This window comes from Bradyrhizobium sp. (assembly GCF_035701725.1).
Lineage (GTDB): Bacteria > Pseudomonadota > Alphaproteobacteria > Rhizobiales > Xanthobacteraceae > Bradyrhizobium.
In genome coordinates this window covers 1-15274 of the sequence record NZ_DASSRP010000418.1, presented here as the reverse complement: position 1 = coordinate 15274, position 15274 = coordinate 1, and the positions used below count along the sequence as shown (strand labels likewise).

Genomic DNA, 15274 nt, shown 5'->3' with positions numbered 1-15274 from the left:
GGTCCTTGATCGGGACCACGAAGGAGCCGGGACCGCCGATCACGCAGTCCTCGTAGTACCAGTCGAGATTTTCGATATCCATCGTCGAGTAGGACGGCTCCTTCACCATGATCGGCAGGCCATTGATGACGATGCCCTTGGAAACCGCTTCATCGCGCACCGGCGTCACCGGTACGCCGTTGTTGTTGGGACCGTCGCCGGAGATGTCGATCACGCGCCGCAGCCCCGGATAGGGATTGTTCTCGAACAGCGGCATCGCAAAGTTGATCGCACCGGAGATCGACGTGCGCGAAGCGCGGCGGATCGGCGCCTTCAAGATTTCATCGGCGACCGCATCGGCCGTTTCCGGTCCGTCGATGATGCGCCAGGGAATGATGATCTTCTGGTCGTTCGAGGCGGCCCATTCAAAATAAGTCACGGCGATCTTGCCGTTTGGCAACGCTTTCAGCGCCTGCAGGAATTCCTTCGAGACGATGGCCTGCGCGTAGCCTTCGCGCTGGACTGCCAGTTCGTCCATGTCCATCGAATAGGAGACGTCGACCGCGAGCACGAGTTCGACATCTACCTTGGGCTCCGCCTTGTCCGCGGCTCGGCGTTCTTGTCGAAATCGCGGATCCGGCGCCGCGACGCCGGCAACATCGCTTGCCGTGAGCGCACCTGCGACCAACACCGCCCCGATCGAGACATACCAGCGCATCAGCGGCCCTCCCGTCGTATGGCCGCGATGTTCGCACGCAAGACGGCCGGCGAAAAGCTGGAACATGTTGCAGCGTTCACATTCAGGTTAGCTGCAAAGCCGCCGCAATTTTCCTGCTCCGCGCCGTGCGTTTTGCGGGACGGCCCTGCCCCGCCGCGCTCGTGCAGCATTGGCGGATACCAACCAGGGCCGGAAAGCGGTATCCTTGCGGCATGAGCGACACCGTCACCACCCCGAAAACCAGGGTCAAAACCAAGGTCGAGCGTCCGCGGCTGCACAAGGTCATTCTTCTCAACGACGATTACACGCCGCGCGAATTCGTCGTCAGCGTCCTCAAGGCGGAATTTCGCATGACCGAGGATCAGGCCCACAAAGTCATGATCACCGCGCACCGGCGCGGCGCCTGCGTGGTGGCCGTCTTCACCAAGGACGTGGCGGAAACCAAGGCGACCCGCGCCACCGACGCCGGCCGCGCCAAGGGCTACCCGCTGCTGTTCACCACCGAACCCGAAGAATGAAGGGCGGGCGCCAGCGTGTGCGCGCCCGTCGTCTCGTCCGAAAGACCGTAAACCCGCTCGGCCTTCGAAAATCCCGCGATCGGAAATTCGCCGAGTTCTTGCCAACGGTCCGGACAGGCCTGGGCGAATGCGGCCGACGCCACCACGGTGCGGTGCAGGCGGCCCGCCATCTTTTCCAGCCGCGCCGCTAGGTTGACCGCAGGCCCGATGCAGGTGAAGTCGAGCCGATTGCCGCCGCCGATATTGCCGTAGAGAATCCGCCCGACATGGAGCGCGACGCCAAAACGAAAGCGCTCGATGGTCTCGCCGATCGGAAATTGCATGGCTTCGACATTGGCCCTGGCCTCGCAGGCCGCTTCCAGCACTTTTGCGCAGGCCTGACCGATATCGCCGACATACTCATCGAACGGGAACACCGCGAGCAGACCGTCGCCCATGAACTTCAGCACCTCGCCGCCATGGGTAGCGATGGCAGACACCTGGCAGTCGAAATACTGGTTGAGGATTTCGATGACGGTTTCGGCAGGTAACCGATCCGACAGTGCGGTAAAGCCGCGCAAATCCGACAGCCAGATCGCCGCTTGCATGGTCTCGGTGTGGCCGCGCCGGATCTGGCCGCCGAGAATGCGCTCGCCGGCGCGGTTGCCGACATACGTATCGAGCAAAATCGAAGACATGAATCGTAGACGCGTCACCTCGATCAGGCGCGACAGCGGCGGGATCAGATCATGCAGGGCTTGGATCTGCTCGTCTGTGAAACCGCCTGGTTGCCGCGTGGTCCAGCTCGACGCGTGCGCCGTGCCGTCAACCTGCAACAGCGGCAAAGCGATGTAGTCGGTGACGCCTTCCGGCCGCAGGTCATCGAACAGCGGGAAACGTTTCGCACCCGGGCCGTCCAGGCGCGCCCTGACTTCGCGCCTCTCATTGAACACGATCGCGAGCGGACTGGTCAGGAACTCAGGCGAATCCAGAACATCGTAATTGGCGCTGCCGACGATGACCTCGGCGCCCGGGCGCCAGACGAAATTGCGGCCGATGATATCCGGATGCAGCGTGCGGACGAAGACGCCGACCCGCCATAGCGGCAGTCCCGCCGCTACCAGCCGCTCGCAGGCCTCGCTCATCATCTGCGGCGGACTTGGCGCCGATCGCGCGCCGTCGATCAGCCATTCATTCAGCTTCTGGAGGGCAAGCCTGTCCATGACCTACACATTGAGGGGCGAGCCAAGGGGGGTCAAGGCACCGCGCCTCGGCTACCATATTGGTCCAGCAACGCAGCCCCGTGAAGGCTCGACAAAGCCGGAAACCGCTGCAAGACTTGCCGGATAACATAAAACCAGGGAGGAAATGATGAATGTCAATCGCCGCGAGCTGGCGTTGCCGGTGCTCGCTGTTGCACTGCTCGGCACGGTCTCCGCTTATGCGGGCGCTGACGAAGACACGGTCGCGAAAAACGTCGAAGCGTTTCGCGCCGCCCAGGCCGCCGCGGACGCCAAAACATTGGAGAGCCTCTGTGCGCCCGAACTAAGCTATAGCCACTCCGACGGGCGGGTCGAGGACAAGGCGACCTTTGTCGCCAACGCCACCGATGGCAAATCGAAGGTCATATCGCTGGCCTATCAGGACGTGAAGATCCGGGTGGTCGGCACGGCCGCGATCGTGCGCTTTCACTGGCTCGGCGAAGCCGAGTCGGTCCCCGACGGCAAAAAGAGTTCCACCAACCTCCACATCCTGATGAACTGGCAGAAGCAGGGCGCGGACTGGAAGCTGCTCTCACGCGCTTCGACCAAACTTTGATCTGACGAAAGCCAGGGCGGATGGTCCGAGGCCGATCCGCCCTTCTAACCTCGCCGCCCATTGATCAGCCGACCTGGCCGCGATGCCTTAGGAAGTGATCGGCGAGCACGCAGGCCATCATGGCCTCTCCGACCGGAACGGCCCGGATGCCGACGCAGGGATCGTGACGGCCCCTGGTCATGATGTCCGTCTCGCCGCCTTTGCGGTCGACCGTGCGGCGCGGCGACAGGATCGACGAGGTCGGCTTGACGGCAAACCGCACGACCACCGGCTGGCCGGTGGAAATGCCACCAAGGATGCCGCCGGCATGGTTGGACAGGAACGACACGCCCTGATTGCCCATCCGCATTTCGTCGGCATTGTCCTCGCCGGACAGTTCGGCTGCGGCAAAGCCGGCCCCGATCTCGACGCCCTTCACCGCATTGATGCTCATCATGGCGGCCGCCAGCTCGGCATCGAGCTTGCCGTAGATCGGCGCGCCCCACCCGGCCGGCACTCCTTCCGCAACCACCTCGATCACCGCACCGATCGATGAGCCGCTCTTGCGGATGCCATCAAGATAGTTCTCAAAGAACGCCGCTTTGTCCTTGTCGGGACAGAAGAACGGATTGTTCGCAACCTCGTCCCAATCCCATTTGCCGCGATCGATCTTGTGCGGTCCCATCTGCACCAGCGCGCCGCGCACGGTTACTCCGGGCAGGATCTTGCGCGCGATCGCGCCCGCCGCCACCCGCATCGCCGTCTCACGCGCCGAGGAGCGGCCGCCGCCGCGATAATCGCGCAGACCATATTTGGCGTCATAGGTGAAATCGGCGTGACCGGGACGAAACTTGTCCTTGATGTCGGAATAGTCTTTCGAGCGCTGATCCGTGTTTTCGATCAAAAGCCCGATCGGGGTGCCGGTCGTGACCTGAACCCCGGTCTCGGGATGCGCCATCACGCCGGACAGGATCTTCACCGCGTCCGCCTCCTGGCGTTGCGTCGTGAAGCGCGACTGCCCCGGCCGGCGGCGGTCGAGATCGTGCTGAATGTCTTCGCTGGTTAACGGGATCAGCGGCGGACAGCCATCGACCACGCAACCGATCGCCACCCCATGGCTTTCGCCGAAGGTCGTGACGCGGAACAGGTGGCCGAAGGTGTTGTGGGACATGGCCTGTCGTAACGCGCAAGACCCGGTCGGGTCAAATCGCGCAGCAGATCGATTAGTTCTTAACTATACAGCGCCAAGCCATTGTCGCCGAACACGTAAACCGCGCCCTGCTCAATTTTCAGGTCAGCGGCGCTTTCGGGGGTTTTGAGGCCGAGTGCGACCATCAGCGCGCGTGCGGTGCCGCCATGGGCGACCGCAACCGTGTCGGACCTGAGGTCCTGGTGCCAGCCGGCGACCCTCGCCTGCACTTCAAGATAGGTCTCGCCCCCGGAGGGGGCGACCGTCCATTTTGAAACCTGCCGCCGCGCGAACAGCGTCGGGTCTTTTGCCTCCGCCTCGGCGAGCGTCGAGCCCTCCCACTCGCCATAGCCGATCTCGCGCAGGCGTTCGTCGAGTGCGTAACCGGAAAGCGGAAGCTTCAGGACGCCGCGCATCAGATCCATGGTCTGGCGGGCGCGGCCGAGCGGGCTTGCGACAAAGTCGATCGATTGCGGGTCGTGGCCATCGCGCTTCAACAGATCGGCCAGGATAGAACCGGCATGAACCGACTGGGTGCGGCCGAGTTCGTTGAGCGGAATGTCCTGCACGCCCTGAAGCCGGCCGAGCGCATTCCACTCCGTCTCGCCGTGACGAATATAATAGATGGTCAGCACTTAATCCTTCGCAGGCGAGATATCTGCAGCGTCGGGCCGCTTCATATCACCCCGCCCTTACCTTTCATTGGATTTGAGGCGTTCACCATATGATAATTTCGGTGCTTTGCCGGGGTTTTGGAAGTACATCGGCTCTAACAGCCGGTACAAGTTCCCCTTGATGCCCGCGAAGCGGAATACCCGTGGCACTACCGGCGGAATAGCCGTTGCGCTCTGGGGTTTAGCCCTTTGTATCAAGGCCTTGGTGCTCGCGCGGAGGATTGGCGCGGCCCCGCAAGAATGATTTGGAATCAGGCGTCATGACCGCGTTTCGCGAGAGCGTCGAAGCCATGATACCGGCGCTGCGCCGGTATGCGCGCGCGCTCACGCGCGATGCCGACATCGCCGATGATCTCGTGCAAGATACCCTCGTTCGCGCGTTGCGCTCGGAACGGCTTTTTCTCGGTGGCGACGTGCGGAGCTGGCTCTACACGATCCTGACCAACCTCAACAAGAACAGGCGGCGATCGCTGGCCCGACGGCCGCAATTCATGCCTCTTCTCGAAAACAATCCGGACGCCAGCGGCACGGAGGCCGAGGGCCGCGACATTGCCAAGGCATTGGCGACCCTGGTGGACGATCAGCGCGCGGTGTTGCTGCTCGTGATGCTGGAAGGATTGAGCTATCGCGAGGTCGCCGACATTCAGGGTGTGCCGATCGGCACGGTGATGTCGCGCCTGGCGCGCGCCCGGGCGCACGTGAAAGCCGTCCTCGACGGCGAGCGGCCGGCGCTGCGAAGGGTGAAATGAAACCATGTCGCGATTGATGAGTGGACGTGTTGTGGCTGAGTTTTTTGGGCGAACCAGATTGCAGAGCAAGCCGCATTTCCGCAGGGGAGAGCGGAAGACGGCCGGAACGATTTCGAGCAGGAAGAGACAACGACCATGACCGACCCCAAAATTCCTGTCACCGAGGACGAGCTGCACGCTTACGTCGACAACGAGTTGCCGGCCGAGCGCCGCGGCGACGTCGAGGCCTGGCTTGCGGGCCATCCTGACGATGCCGGGCGCGTGCAGGCATGGCGCGACATGGCCGAAGCCCTCCACGCCCGCTACGACCACATCGCCGATGAGACGGTGCCGAAGCGGCTCGAGATCGAACGGCTGGTGCAGCGGCCACGCAGCTGGGTGTACGGCGCGATCGCGGCGACGCTGGCTGCTTTCGTCTGCGGCGGCGGGATCGGCTGGGTGGCTAGGGGCGCTGCCGCGACGCCGTCGACAGTCGAGAGCCTCACCACCGATGCGCTGGATGCGCACCGGCTCTATGTCGTCGAAGTTCGCCACCCTGTGGAGGTGCCCGGCAGCGAACGCGACCACCTGCAGACCTGGCTGACCAAGCGTTGCGGCTGGGAAGTTCGGGCCCCGAAGCTCGACGCGAGCGGCCTTAAGCTGGTCGGGGGGCGTCTGTTGCCGGGGCCGACCGGCCCGGCCTCGTTCTTCATGTATGAGAGCGCCAATGGCGAGCGTTACACGCTCTACTCCTCGCGCTCGAAGACCGGATCGGCCCAGATGCGCTACACCGCCGCCGAAAATTCCGGTGCGATGTACTGGTCGGAGGACAACGTCAGTTACGTGCTGAGCGGCCCGATGGACAAGACAAAGCTCAACCACGTCGCGCGGCTTGTCTATGACCAGACCGACAAGGGTGGTTAGCAGCCGCCACGCCCGCCGGGTGTTGCGAATTCAGCACGTCCAAATTCCGACATTAAGAATCTGGAATTGGAACATGGACGCGTCTCAATATCGCTCCAGGGAATCACAAAAAGTTGTGGCGCGTTCGATCCGCCGATCGACGCAAGCGGCCTCACCTGGGGTTGGTACCGCGCTGGTCCCCCAGGTCGAGGCCGCGCCTTTTCGTGCCCGCGCGCTACGGCAGGTCGCTGCGCGGGTTATAGGGGTGGGCATCACGCCATTTTTGCATTAACGCCTCCAGTTCGGCGTTGTTCCCATCCGGCAACATGATGCGGGTGGTGACCAGAAGATCTCCGCTCCCGCCGGCTTTCGGCAACCCCTTGCCTTTCAGACGAAAGGTCCGGCCGCTCGAGGTGTTCTTCGGGATGGATAGTTCGACCGCGCTGCCGAGCGTCGGCACGCGCACCTTGCCGCCAAGCACGGCTTCATAGAGCGTAATCGGCAGATCCAGACGCAGGTCGCTGCCGTCCACCTTGAAGAACGGGTGCGGTGCAATGCTGACCGTAATCAGAAGATCGCCGGGCGGATGTCCGGGCGCCGTCTCGCCCTGCCCTTTCAGTCGGATCTGCTGGCCGGCCACGACGCCGGCTGGGATCTTGACGTTGAGCTCCTTGCCGGTCGGCAGTCGGACCCGCTTCTCGCCGCCCTTCACCGCCTCTTCCAGCGACACCGCCATCGAAACGGAAAGGTCCAGGTCCATCGCCATGGTGCCAGGGTCGAAGTCAAAGCGCGCGCCGCCGCCGCCGGGCCTGCCCGCACGCGCATTGGCCGCGCCGAACATGCTGTTGAGGATGTCCTCGAAGCCGCCGCCGCTAAAGCCGCCTGCGCCCGGCCCGCCGCCGGTGCGGAAGGTGTGGGTCTCAAATCCCCCGGCGCGGCCGCGCGCACCGCCGCCCGGAAAACCCTGGAAGCGCGGCTTGCCCTCGGCATCGATCTCGCCGCTGTCGAACTGCTTGCGCTTGTCCGCATCGCCAATGATCTCATTGGCCGAGTTCAGCTCGGCAAAGCGTGCTGCCGCCTTCGGATCGTTCTTGTTGGCGTCGGGGTGGTACTTCTTGGCAAGCTTGCGATAGGCGCTCTTGATCGCCGCGGCGGTAGCGTTCCGCGGCACCCCCAAGACCTCATAGGGGTCGCGCATCCGTCAGTTCTCCTTCATGGGAAGACATTGAGTTTAGTATACGGGCGCGGAGCCCGCTCGGATTTTTCATTTGGGGATTTAGTGTCATTTTTGCAACGGGGCCTCGAGTACCCCGATCTGGCGCCCGATGGAGCAAGATCACCCACAGCTTCAACGTCTTGGCCAAAGAAGCGCAGGTTACAGCGGATTCGCAAGGACCTGGAGCTCCGATTCCGAGGTTCGCAAGCTATCGCGGTGGCCTCTGATGCGAACCGCGGAATCAAAGGAGCTCCAGCAACTTATTGTTTCCAGTGCGGCTTTGAATTTGAAGTTCCTATGATGGACTCGCGGCGAAGCTGATCGGAACTTCAAATTTCGCCGCACTAGCCGGTTGACCTTCAGCTTTGCCGCCAGGGCTTCAACGTATGAATTTCCCACTGTCCGTGACCGGTCTGGCAGGCAGCCCCCTGCAGCCAGCTCTCCGAATCGCCCTTGACGTAGCTGGCGAGGAAATCGCGGCAGGTACGCCCCTCGGATGAGTAGGCCTGGGCCAGCGGCGTCACCGACCCCCGCGCCCCGGTCTCGGGATTTTCCCAGGGCTGACTGGCGTCCTTGTCGCCTTTGGTCAGCACGTCGGAAGCAGCATTGCGGGCAAAAGCGAGATCGGTTTCGGTCGGCGTCGCCGGGCCTGCCCTGGCGGGTGCGAGGGAGCCTGTCACCTCCTCACCGCCAAACCTGGCCCAACTAAAATCGCCGCGGGAGAAGCTGCAGCCACCGGCCTCGATCCCGATCAAGGCCAAGATCATTATCGTTACCGGCCGGGCGGGCGATAGGCCAAAGCCTCCCCATGCCCTATATAAGGTTGACCTCATACAGGGCTCAAACGCGGACCTTGCCACCGGCGGGGGCAACTTTGGACTCCAGATGACAGACACAACGGCCATCAAACACCCGACACCCTTAACAACAGGTGATTTCACCGCGGCCGAGGAGCCTTTGGCGCTGTTTGGCGCGTGGTTTGCGGAGGCGACCGCGTCAGAACCCAACGACCCCAACGCCATGGCGCTGGCAACGGTCGATGCCGACGGCCTGCCGGACGTGCGAATGGTGCTGATGAAGGGCTATGACGCCAACGGCTTTGTGTTCTACAGCCATATCGCCAGCCAGAAGGGCCGTGAATTGGCCGCAAATCCTAAAGCGGCTTTACTCTTTCACTGGAAATCGCTGCGCCGGCAGGTGCGCATCCGCGGCACCGTGTCGCCGGTCACCGACGCCGAGGCCGATGCCTATTTCGCCACCCGCCCCAAGCAGGCCCAGATCGGTGCCTGGGCCTCGAAGCAGTCCCAGCCACTGGAAAGCCGTTTCGCCTTTGAACAAGCGATCGCCAAGGTCGCGGCGCAATACCTGATCGGCGAGGTGCCGCGCCCGCAGGGCTGGAGCGGCTGGCGCATTACCCCGCTTCGGTTCGAGTTCTGGCATGATCGCCCGTTCCGCCTGCACGACCGCATCGAATTTCGTCGCGACGCGTTCGGCCAGGCCTGGTCGAAGACGCGTCTTTACCCCTGATCGACAGATCGAAGGACCCCATGCCCAGTTCAACCCACAACGGACCACGGCGGACGCTGCTGCTCACCGGAGCGAGCCGCGGCATTGGGCATGCGACCGTGATCCGCTTTTCGTCGGCCGGCTGGCGCGTCATCACCTGTTCGCGGCATCCGTTTCCGGAAGACTGTCCCTGGGACGCCGGCCCTGAGGATCACATCCAGGTCGATCTCGCCGATCACGACGACACCGCGCGAGCTATTTCCGAAATTCGAAACCGCCTGGAGGGCGGCGTGCTCCACGCGCTCGTCAATAACGCCGCGATCTCGCCGAAGGCGGAAGGCGGCAAGCGGCTTGGCTCGATCAATACGGACCTGGAGACCTGGACCCACGTATTCCGGGTCAATTTCTTCGCGCCGATCATGATGGCGCGCGGACTGATCGAGGAGTTGAAGGCCGCCAAGGGCTCGGTCGTCAACGTCACCTCGATCGCGGGCTCGCGGGTGCACCCGTTCGCGGGCGCGGCCTATGCGACCTCCAAGGCTGCGCTTGCGGCGCTGACGCGCGAAATGGCCTCCGACTTCGGCAGGCTCGGCGTGCGGGTGAATTCGATTGCGCCGGGCGAGATCGACACCTCGATCCTGTCGCCGGGTACGGAAAAGATCGTCGAGCAGCAGATTCCGATGCACCGGGTCGGTACGCCGGATGAAGTCGCCAAGATCATCTATGTGCTATGCACGGAAACCAGTTCTTACGTGAACGGGGCCGAAATCCACATCAACGGCGGCCAGCACGTCTAGGCGTCGTACCCGAAGGTCCGCAGCAAGGGGCCGATCGCCCGCAACCGCAACTCAGATCAACCCGCGCAGGATTTGCGCGGCCTGCCAGCGCAGCGCCTCCTCGGCGTTGGCGATGCTGGAACATTCGTCCTCGCGCTCGCCCTCGCCGAGCGCAGCTCCGCAATGCCGGCAGCTACGCGCCGAGATCGCTTCGGCCCGGACGATATTGCGGCCCTGCTGGTAGCTTGCGAAGTCGATGACGTTCTGCATTGGCCTTATGACTTTCTCAACCATGGGAGTTCTCGCCGGTCGTTCCGGAAGAAGGTTATGACAGAAAGCCGTCGCGTAAACGTTCAGTCCTCCGCTCAAATTTTAGCGGAGCGTTTGGGCCGGGAAGTCGGGCAATTCCGCGTACTTTCTTAACCTCAATCGCGCGAGGCGATTGGTTTACAGCCACTTTTTCCAGCGGAAATACATGTACGGTGCGACCGCCGCGAGCACCATCATCAGCACGGCAAACGGATAGCCGTGCTGCCATTCCAGTTCCGGCATCACCTTGAAGTTCATGCCATAGATCGAGGCGATCAAGGTCGGCGGCATCAGCACCACCGCCATCACCGAGAACAGCTTGATGATGTTGTTCTGCTCGAGATTTACGACGCCGAGCATCGCGTCCAGCACGAAAGTGATCTTGTTGGAAAGATAGGAGGCATGGTCGGTCAACGAGGCGACGTCGCGCTGCATGGTCTTGAGCTGCTCGCGCATGTCCTTGGTCCATTTGACGCCCTCGATCACGGCCGAGAGGAACGTCACCAGACGGCCGATCGAAACCAGGCTTTCGCGGACCTTTGAGGTCAAATCGCCCTTGCGGCCGATGGTGATCAGAATCTGCGAGTAGCGCTTGGCATTGCCGTGGCGCTCGCTTTCGGGCTCGAAGATATCGTGCGAGACCTGGTCGACGTCGGCGCCGATCCGCTCCAGAATGTCGGCGCAGCGGTCGATCACCGCATCCAGAAGCTCCATCAGCACCATTTCCCCGGTGATGCCGGCGGAGCAGTTGCGGGCAAGCTTGTTTTCCACCAGCACGAACGGCTTCGGATCGTCGTAGCGCACCGTCACCAGCCTGTGGCCGGAAAGGATGAAGGTCACCGCAGTGGTCTTCGGCGCCTCGGTGTCGGACTGACACATCAATGTCGCCGTCATGTAGCGTGCGCCGTTCTCAATATACAGTCGGCTGGAGATCTCGATTTCCTGCATGTCTTCGCGGGTCGGGACCGCGATGCCGGCGAGCCGCTCGACCGCCTTGTCCTCGGCCGTAGTTGGCTTGACGAGATCGACCCAGACCGCGTTGTCCGGCAAAGCCTCCAGGTCGCTGACGGTGGCCTTTTTCAGGGAGGATTCACTGGGGACAAACACCGAGAACATGCGCGGCTCCGGACCTAAAAGTGAGATTTAACCAAGAGTGCAGATCCAACTTTCGCGAAAACGCGTCGGAGCGGATGCGAATACCGGAATCGGCCGGGGAATTCGAGTTTGACAGGCTTTCTATAACGCCGCCGTGAAGTTCCGGCTATTTGAGGCGCTCCTATGGCGGGAGGGTGGCGGCGGTCTGGCGGATAAGGCCTGCTGTTGCAGGAGAATCCACAGATGCTCAAGGGCTTGCGGCAAAAAAGACACAGCCAGGCTCCCGCAGCGCAGGATCACCATCCCGGCACTGGCAATATTGTCAAATTCGGCGATAATGTGGGAGTTGAAGGTGGAGTCGTGGCGGGCCGTTGGTTCCTGCTGCGGACGCCGGGGTCGATTGGAAAATCCACAATGCCGATGAAACTGACGTCGCTGAAATTGGCAATGGCTGTAACGGCCGCCGGTCTGCTGCTCTCGGGCTGCATGGAAACGGCAACCTATGAGGCGACCAACACCGCCGCGTTCAAACAGCGCGACAAGGAATTGTTGGCGAAGGTTCGCTACGAGAACGTGCAGCCGCCGGAGAACTTCCGCCGCGCGATCGTCGAATTTCGCCGCAAGGAGGCCCCCGGTTCGATCGTGGTGGATTCCGACAATCACTATCTCTACTACGTCCTGAACGACGGCAAGGCGATCCGTTACGGCATCACCGTCGGTGAAGAGGCCATGGCCTGGTCGGGCGTTGCCAAGATCGGCAGCATGACCGAATGGCCGGCCTGGCACCCGACCAAAGGCGAGATCGAGCGCCTTGGCGTTCCGACCTTTGTACCGCCGGGTCCGGACAATCCGATGGGTTCACGCGCGATGTATCTCTACTCGGGCGGCAAGGACACGCTGTTCCGGATTCACGGCACCAACCAGCCGGAATACATCGGCCAGTCGATTTCCTCGGGCTGCATCCGCATGACCAACGAGGACGTGATCGATCTTTATAACCGCGCCAAGGTCGGCGCGATCGTGGTCGTGCTCGCCCCCCATCACGGCGGTGACTCGCCATTCGGCGGTTCGTCGCAGATGGCGCAAGGTGGCAACACCAACTACGGCTCCTGGCAGTAACCGACCGAGCCTGACTCAAACGAACAAAGAGCGCCGGTTTACCGGCGCTTTTTCTTTGACGGCTTGTCGGCTGGGGGTTTTTGCGCCGCCTGATCGGATGCGGGTGCAGCCGCCTCGCCGCTTCCCTTGCTGCTCTCTCCCTTGATGCCTTCTCCCTTGGCGCCTTCCGGCTCGTCCGCCGTCTGGCGCGGCGGGGCTTCCTCCGGCCGCGGGGCCGGCAGCATTGGTGCGATCGCCGGCAATGCGTCCCAGACATTCCACTGGCAGATCCGGTAATCGTTGCGCCGCTCCATCAGATCGAGATGGATGTGGTCTTCGTGATAGCCGTCAGAGCCGGGCCCGAGCACGGTCGAGAATCGCGCACATACCGAATGCAGCACGCTCTCGCGGGTCTCGCGAGGGACATTGCGGTCAGTCAGCGAGATCGTCCGGCCATCGGCAAACTTGAAGGAACGGACATCGAGCGCATTGGCGCGGCCGTGCTCGGACAATTGCGCGCCGGCGACGCGGTTTCGGCCGCGGCATTCGAACGAATCGAAGTTGTCGAGCGCCGTCATGGCGCTGCCGAGATTCCTGGCGAGCGGCGCAATATCGGTGCGAACCCAATCCGCAATCGCTGACGCCATCTTGCAGCGCAGGATCGCTGCGGGCTTGACCGCGACCTGGCGACCATCCGGCAAGACCACTGCCTCGAGACGCACAAGGTCTTCTCCACCGCAGCCGCCGGGACCATGGATGTCGGGAATGCTGGGCGCAATCGCAATCGCATCCGTCAAAGCGAGCCGGCAGGCCGACGGCGTCGGCGGCGCCGTCGGCTCCGCACTGTTGTCCTCCGGAGCCGCGGACGGTTCGGGTTTGCCCGAAGGCTCGGGCTTGGAAGGGGCTTCGGCCGGCCGCGGCTTTGGCAGTGGCACCTTGGGGGCAGCGGCGACCCTGGCGCTGGCGACGGGCATCTGGCCGCAACAGACGAGCAGAAAAGCGGCAGCGGTAACCATGGCCGCCCGCCGTGCCCTTCTCCAACCAGAAGCCCACTTGCAGCGCGCTTTCCCCACGCTAGACTTCGTGTCAAATCGCGCGAAACAAGCGAAAAAAGCGATCGCACATTCAGGAGGGACGCCCGCATGCGTGGCTTGATGCAAGACTGGCCTTTGCTGTGTCATCGAATTCTCGAGCACGCAGCACTTATTCATGGCACGCAGGAGGTCGTCACACGGTCGGTCGAAGGCCCGATCCATCGCACCAACTATGCGCAGATCCACAAGCGCGCGCTGAAGATCTCGCAACGGCTGGACCGCGACGGCATCAAGCTCGGCGACCGCGTCGCCACCATCGCCTGGAACACTTGGCGTCACCTCGAAGCCTGGTATGGCATCATGGGTATTGGTGCGATCTGCCATACCGTCAACCCGCGGCTGTTTCCCGAACAGATCGGCTGGATCATCAATCACGCCCAGGACCGCGTGGTGATGACCGATATCACCTTCGTACCGATTCTGGAAAAGATCGCCGACAAACTTCCAAGCGTCGAGCGTTATATCGTGCTCACCGACAAGGCGCACATGCCGCAAACGACGCTGAAGAACGCGGTCGCCTATGAGGATTGGATCGCGGAGGTCGACGGCGATTTCAGATGGAAGACCTTCGACGAGAATACCGCCGCTGCGATGTGCTACACCTCAGGCACGACCGGTGATCCCAAGGGCGTCCTGTACTCGCACCGCTCCAACGTCCTGCATGCGCTGATGGCCAATACCGGCGATTCACTCGGCGCCTGCGCCAGCGATACCATGCTGCCGGTGGTTCCGTTGTTCCATGCCAACAGCTGGGGTATCGCGTTCTCCGCGCCCTCGATGGGAACCAAACTGGTATTGCCCGGCGCAAAGCTTGACGGCGCTTCGGTGTTCGAACTTCTCGACACCGAAAAGGTGACGCATACCGCTGGCGTTCCCACCGTCTGGCTGATGCTGCTCAATCACATGGCCGCCAACAAGCTGAAGCTGCCGCACCTGCGTTTCGTCGTCTGCGGCGGCTCGGCGATGCCACGCTCGATGATCAAGGCCTTCATCGACATGGGCGTCACGGCCCGGCACGCCTGGGGCATGACCGAGATGAGCCCGATCGGCACGCTTGCCGCCCTCAAGCCGCCGTTCGGAGACCTGACCGGCGAAGAGGCGCTCGATATCCTGCAGACCCAGGGTTATCCGCCATTCGGCGTACAGATGAAAATCACCGACGATGCCGGCAAAGAACTGCCGTGGGACGGCAAGACCTTCGGCCGCCTCAAGGTCTCCGGGCCTGCGGTCGCCAAGGCCTACTATCGGGTCGATGCCGACATTCTGGACGAGACCGGATTTTTCGACACCGGCGATGTCGCCACCATCGACCCGAACAGCTACATGCGCATCACCGACCGCTCCAAGGACGTGATCAAATCCGGTGGCGAGTGGATATCCTCGATCGATCTAGAAAATCTCGCGGTCGGCCACCCGGCGGTGGCAGAAGCTGCGGTCATTGGCGTGCACCATCCCAAATGGGACGAGCGTCCCCTGCTCATCATCCAGCTCAAGCAGGGACAGAATGCGACGCGGGAAGACATTCTGAAATTCATGGATGGCAAAATCGCCAAATGGTGGATGCCCGACGACATCGTCTTCGTCGACGGCATTCCCCACACCGCGACCGGCAAGATCCTGAAGACAGCGCTGCGCGAGCAGTTCAAGAGCTATCGCTTTCCGAACGCGGCGGCTTGATCCGCGGTCGCAATCGTC

Annotated in this window: 17 protein-coding genes; 8 read left to right on the top strand and 9 right to left on the bottom strand. The window is 62.6% G+C overall.

Features of this window, described 5'->3' with window-relative positions:
• Nucleotides 1-697, bottom strand: a 697-nt coding sequence (locus VFL62_RS25825; protein ID WP_325175227.1) for a DUF1194 domain-containing protein, incomplete at its 3' end; no start/stop codon positions are given.
• A 212-nt stretch (nt 698-909) separates the two neighbouring features.
• On the opposite strand from VFL62_RS25825, the gene clpS reads away from it, so the two are divergent.
• Nucleotides 910-1215 (top strand): ATP-dependent Clp protease adapter ClpS, encoded by a 306-nt coding sequence (gene clpS / locus VFL62_RS25820; RefSeq protein ID WP_325175225.1) that lies wholly within the window; start codon nt 910-912, stop codon nt 1213-1215.
• Here the strand turns inward: clpS and VFL62_RS25815 are convergent.
• The gene (locus tag VFL62_RS25815; RefSeq protein WP_325175224.1) at nt 1179-2417 is read right to left on the bottom strand and encodes an adenylate/guanylate cyclase domain-containing protein; all 1239 of its coding nucleotides are present in this window, start codon (nt 2415-2417) and stop codon (nt 1179-1181) included. The genes clpS and VFL62_RS25815 overlap by 37 nt on opposite strands.
• A 148-nt stretch (nt 2418-2565) precedes the next feature.
• On the opposite strand from VFL62_RS25815, the gene VFL62_RS25810 reads away from it, so the two are divergent.
• Nucleotides 2566-3012 carry a nuclear transport factor 2 family protein gene (locus VFL62_RS25810; protein WP_325175223.1) on the top strand — a complete coding sequence of 149 codons (447 nt, stop codon included), beginning with the start codon at nt 2566-2568 and terminating at the stop codon, nt 3010-3012.
• Nucleotides 3013-3076: 64 nt separating this feature from the next.
• On the opposite strand, the gene aroC is transcribed toward VFL62_RS25810, so the two are convergent.
• Both aroC and VFL62_RS25800 read right to left on the bottom strand, forming a co-directional pair.
• Nucleotides 3077-4162, bottom strand: coding sequence for a chorismate synthase (gene aroC, locus VFL62_RS25805; protein ID WP_325175222.1), 1086 nt, complete (start codon nt 4160-4162; stop codon nt 3077-3079).
• Nucleotides 4163-4221: 59 nt separating this feature from the next.
• The gene (locus tag VFL62_RS25800; protein WP_325175221.1) at nt 4222-4815 is read right to left on the bottom strand and encodes a histidine phosphatase family protein; all 594 of its coding nucleotides are present in this window, start codon (nt 4813-4815) and stop codon (nt 4222-4224) included.
• A gap of 299 nt (nt 4816-5114) precedes the next feature.
• Here VFL62_RS25800 and VFL62_RS25795 point away from each other — a divergent pair, with 299 nt between their 5' ends.
• Complete coding sequence (locus VFL62_RS25795) at nt 5115-5603, top strand: sigma-70 family RNA polymerase sigma factor (RefSeq protein ID WP_325175220.1); 489 nt, start codon at nt 5115-5117, stop codon at nt 5601-5603.
• A gap of 135 nt (nt 5604-5738) precedes the next feature.
• Nucleotides 5739-6506, top strand: coding sequence for an anti-sigma factor (locus tag VFL62_RS25790; RefSeq protein WP_325175219.1), 768 nt, complete (start codon nt 5739-5741; stop codon nt 6504-6506).
• A gap of 214 nt (nt 6507-6720) precedes the next feature.
• Here VFL62_RS25790 and VFL62_RS25785 read toward each other — a convergent pair whose 3' ends face one another.
• A complete protein-coding gene (locus tag VFL62_RS25785; protein ID WP_325175218.1) occupies nt 6721-7683 on the bottom strand; it encodes a J domain-containing protein in 963 nt (320 codons plus the stop codon).
• 377 nt (nt 7684-8060) lie between these two features.
• A complete protein-coding gene (locus tag VFL62_RS25780) occupies nt 8061-8381 on the bottom strand; it encodes an RT0821/Lpp0805 family surface protein (RefSeq protein WP_414644847.1) in 321 nt (106 codons plus the stop codon).
• 205 nt (nt 8382-8586) lie between these two features.
• On the opposite strand from VFL62_RS25780, the gene pdxH reads away from it, so the two are divergent.
• Both pdxH and VFL62_RS25770 read left to right on the top strand, forming a co-directional pair.
• Complete coding sequence (gene pdxH / locus VFL62_RS25775) at nt 8587-9228, top strand: pyridoxamine 5'-phosphate oxidase (RefSeq protein ID WP_325175216.1); 642 nt, start codon at nt 8587-8589, stop codon at nt 9226-9228.
• 20 nt (nt 9229-9248) lie between these two features.
• On the top strand, nt 9249-10004 hold the full coding sequence (locus tag VFL62_RS25770; RefSeq protein WP_325175215.1) for an SDR family oxidoreductase: 756 nt from the start codon (nt 9249-9251) through the stop codon (nt 10002-10004).
• 51 nt (nt 10005-10055) lie between these two features.
• Here the strand turns inward: VFL62_RS25770 and VFL62_RS25765 are convergent, their stop codons facing one another.
• Nucleotides 10056-10277: a hypothetical protein gene (locus VFL62_RS25765; protein WP_325175214.1), complete on the bottom strand. Its 222-nt coding sequence runs from the start codon at nt 10275-10277 to the stop codon at nt 10056-10058.
• A gap of 153 nt (nt 10278-10430) precedes the next feature.
• On the bottom strand, nt 10431-11408 hold the full coding sequence (locus tag VFL62_RS25760) for a magnesium transporter CorA family protein (protein WP_325175213.1): 978 nt from the start codon (nt 11406-11408) through the stop codon (nt 10431-10433).
• A 405-nt stretch (nt 11409-11813) separates the two neighbouring features.
• Here VFL62_RS25760 and VFL62_RS25755 point away from each other — a divergent pair, with 405 nt between their 5' ends.
• The gene (locus VFL62_RS25755; protein ID WP_414644848.1) at nt 11814-12506 is read left to right on the top strand and encodes a L,D-transpeptidase; all 693 of its coding nucleotides are present in this window, start codon (nt 11814-11816) and stop codon (nt 12504-12506) included.
• A gap of 38 nt (nt 12507-12544) precedes the next feature.
• On the opposite strand, the gene VFL62_RS25750 is transcribed toward VFL62_RS25755, so the two are convergent.
• Nucleotides 12545-13501, bottom strand: a complete 957-nt coding sequence (locus tag VFL62_RS25750) for an extensin family protein (protein ID WP_325175212.1) — start codon at nt 13499-13501, stop codon at nt 12545-12547.
• A 126-nt stretch (nt 13502-13627) separates the two neighbouring features.
• On the opposite strand from VFL62_RS25750, the gene VFL62_RS25745 reads away from it, so the two are divergent.
• Nucleotides 13628-15256, top strand: coding sequence for a fatty-acid--CoA ligase (locus VFL62_RS25745; RefSeq protein WP_325175211.1), 1629 nt, complete (start codon nt 13628-13630; stop codon nt 15254-15256).
• Nucleotides 15257-15274: the final 18 nt, after the last annotated feature.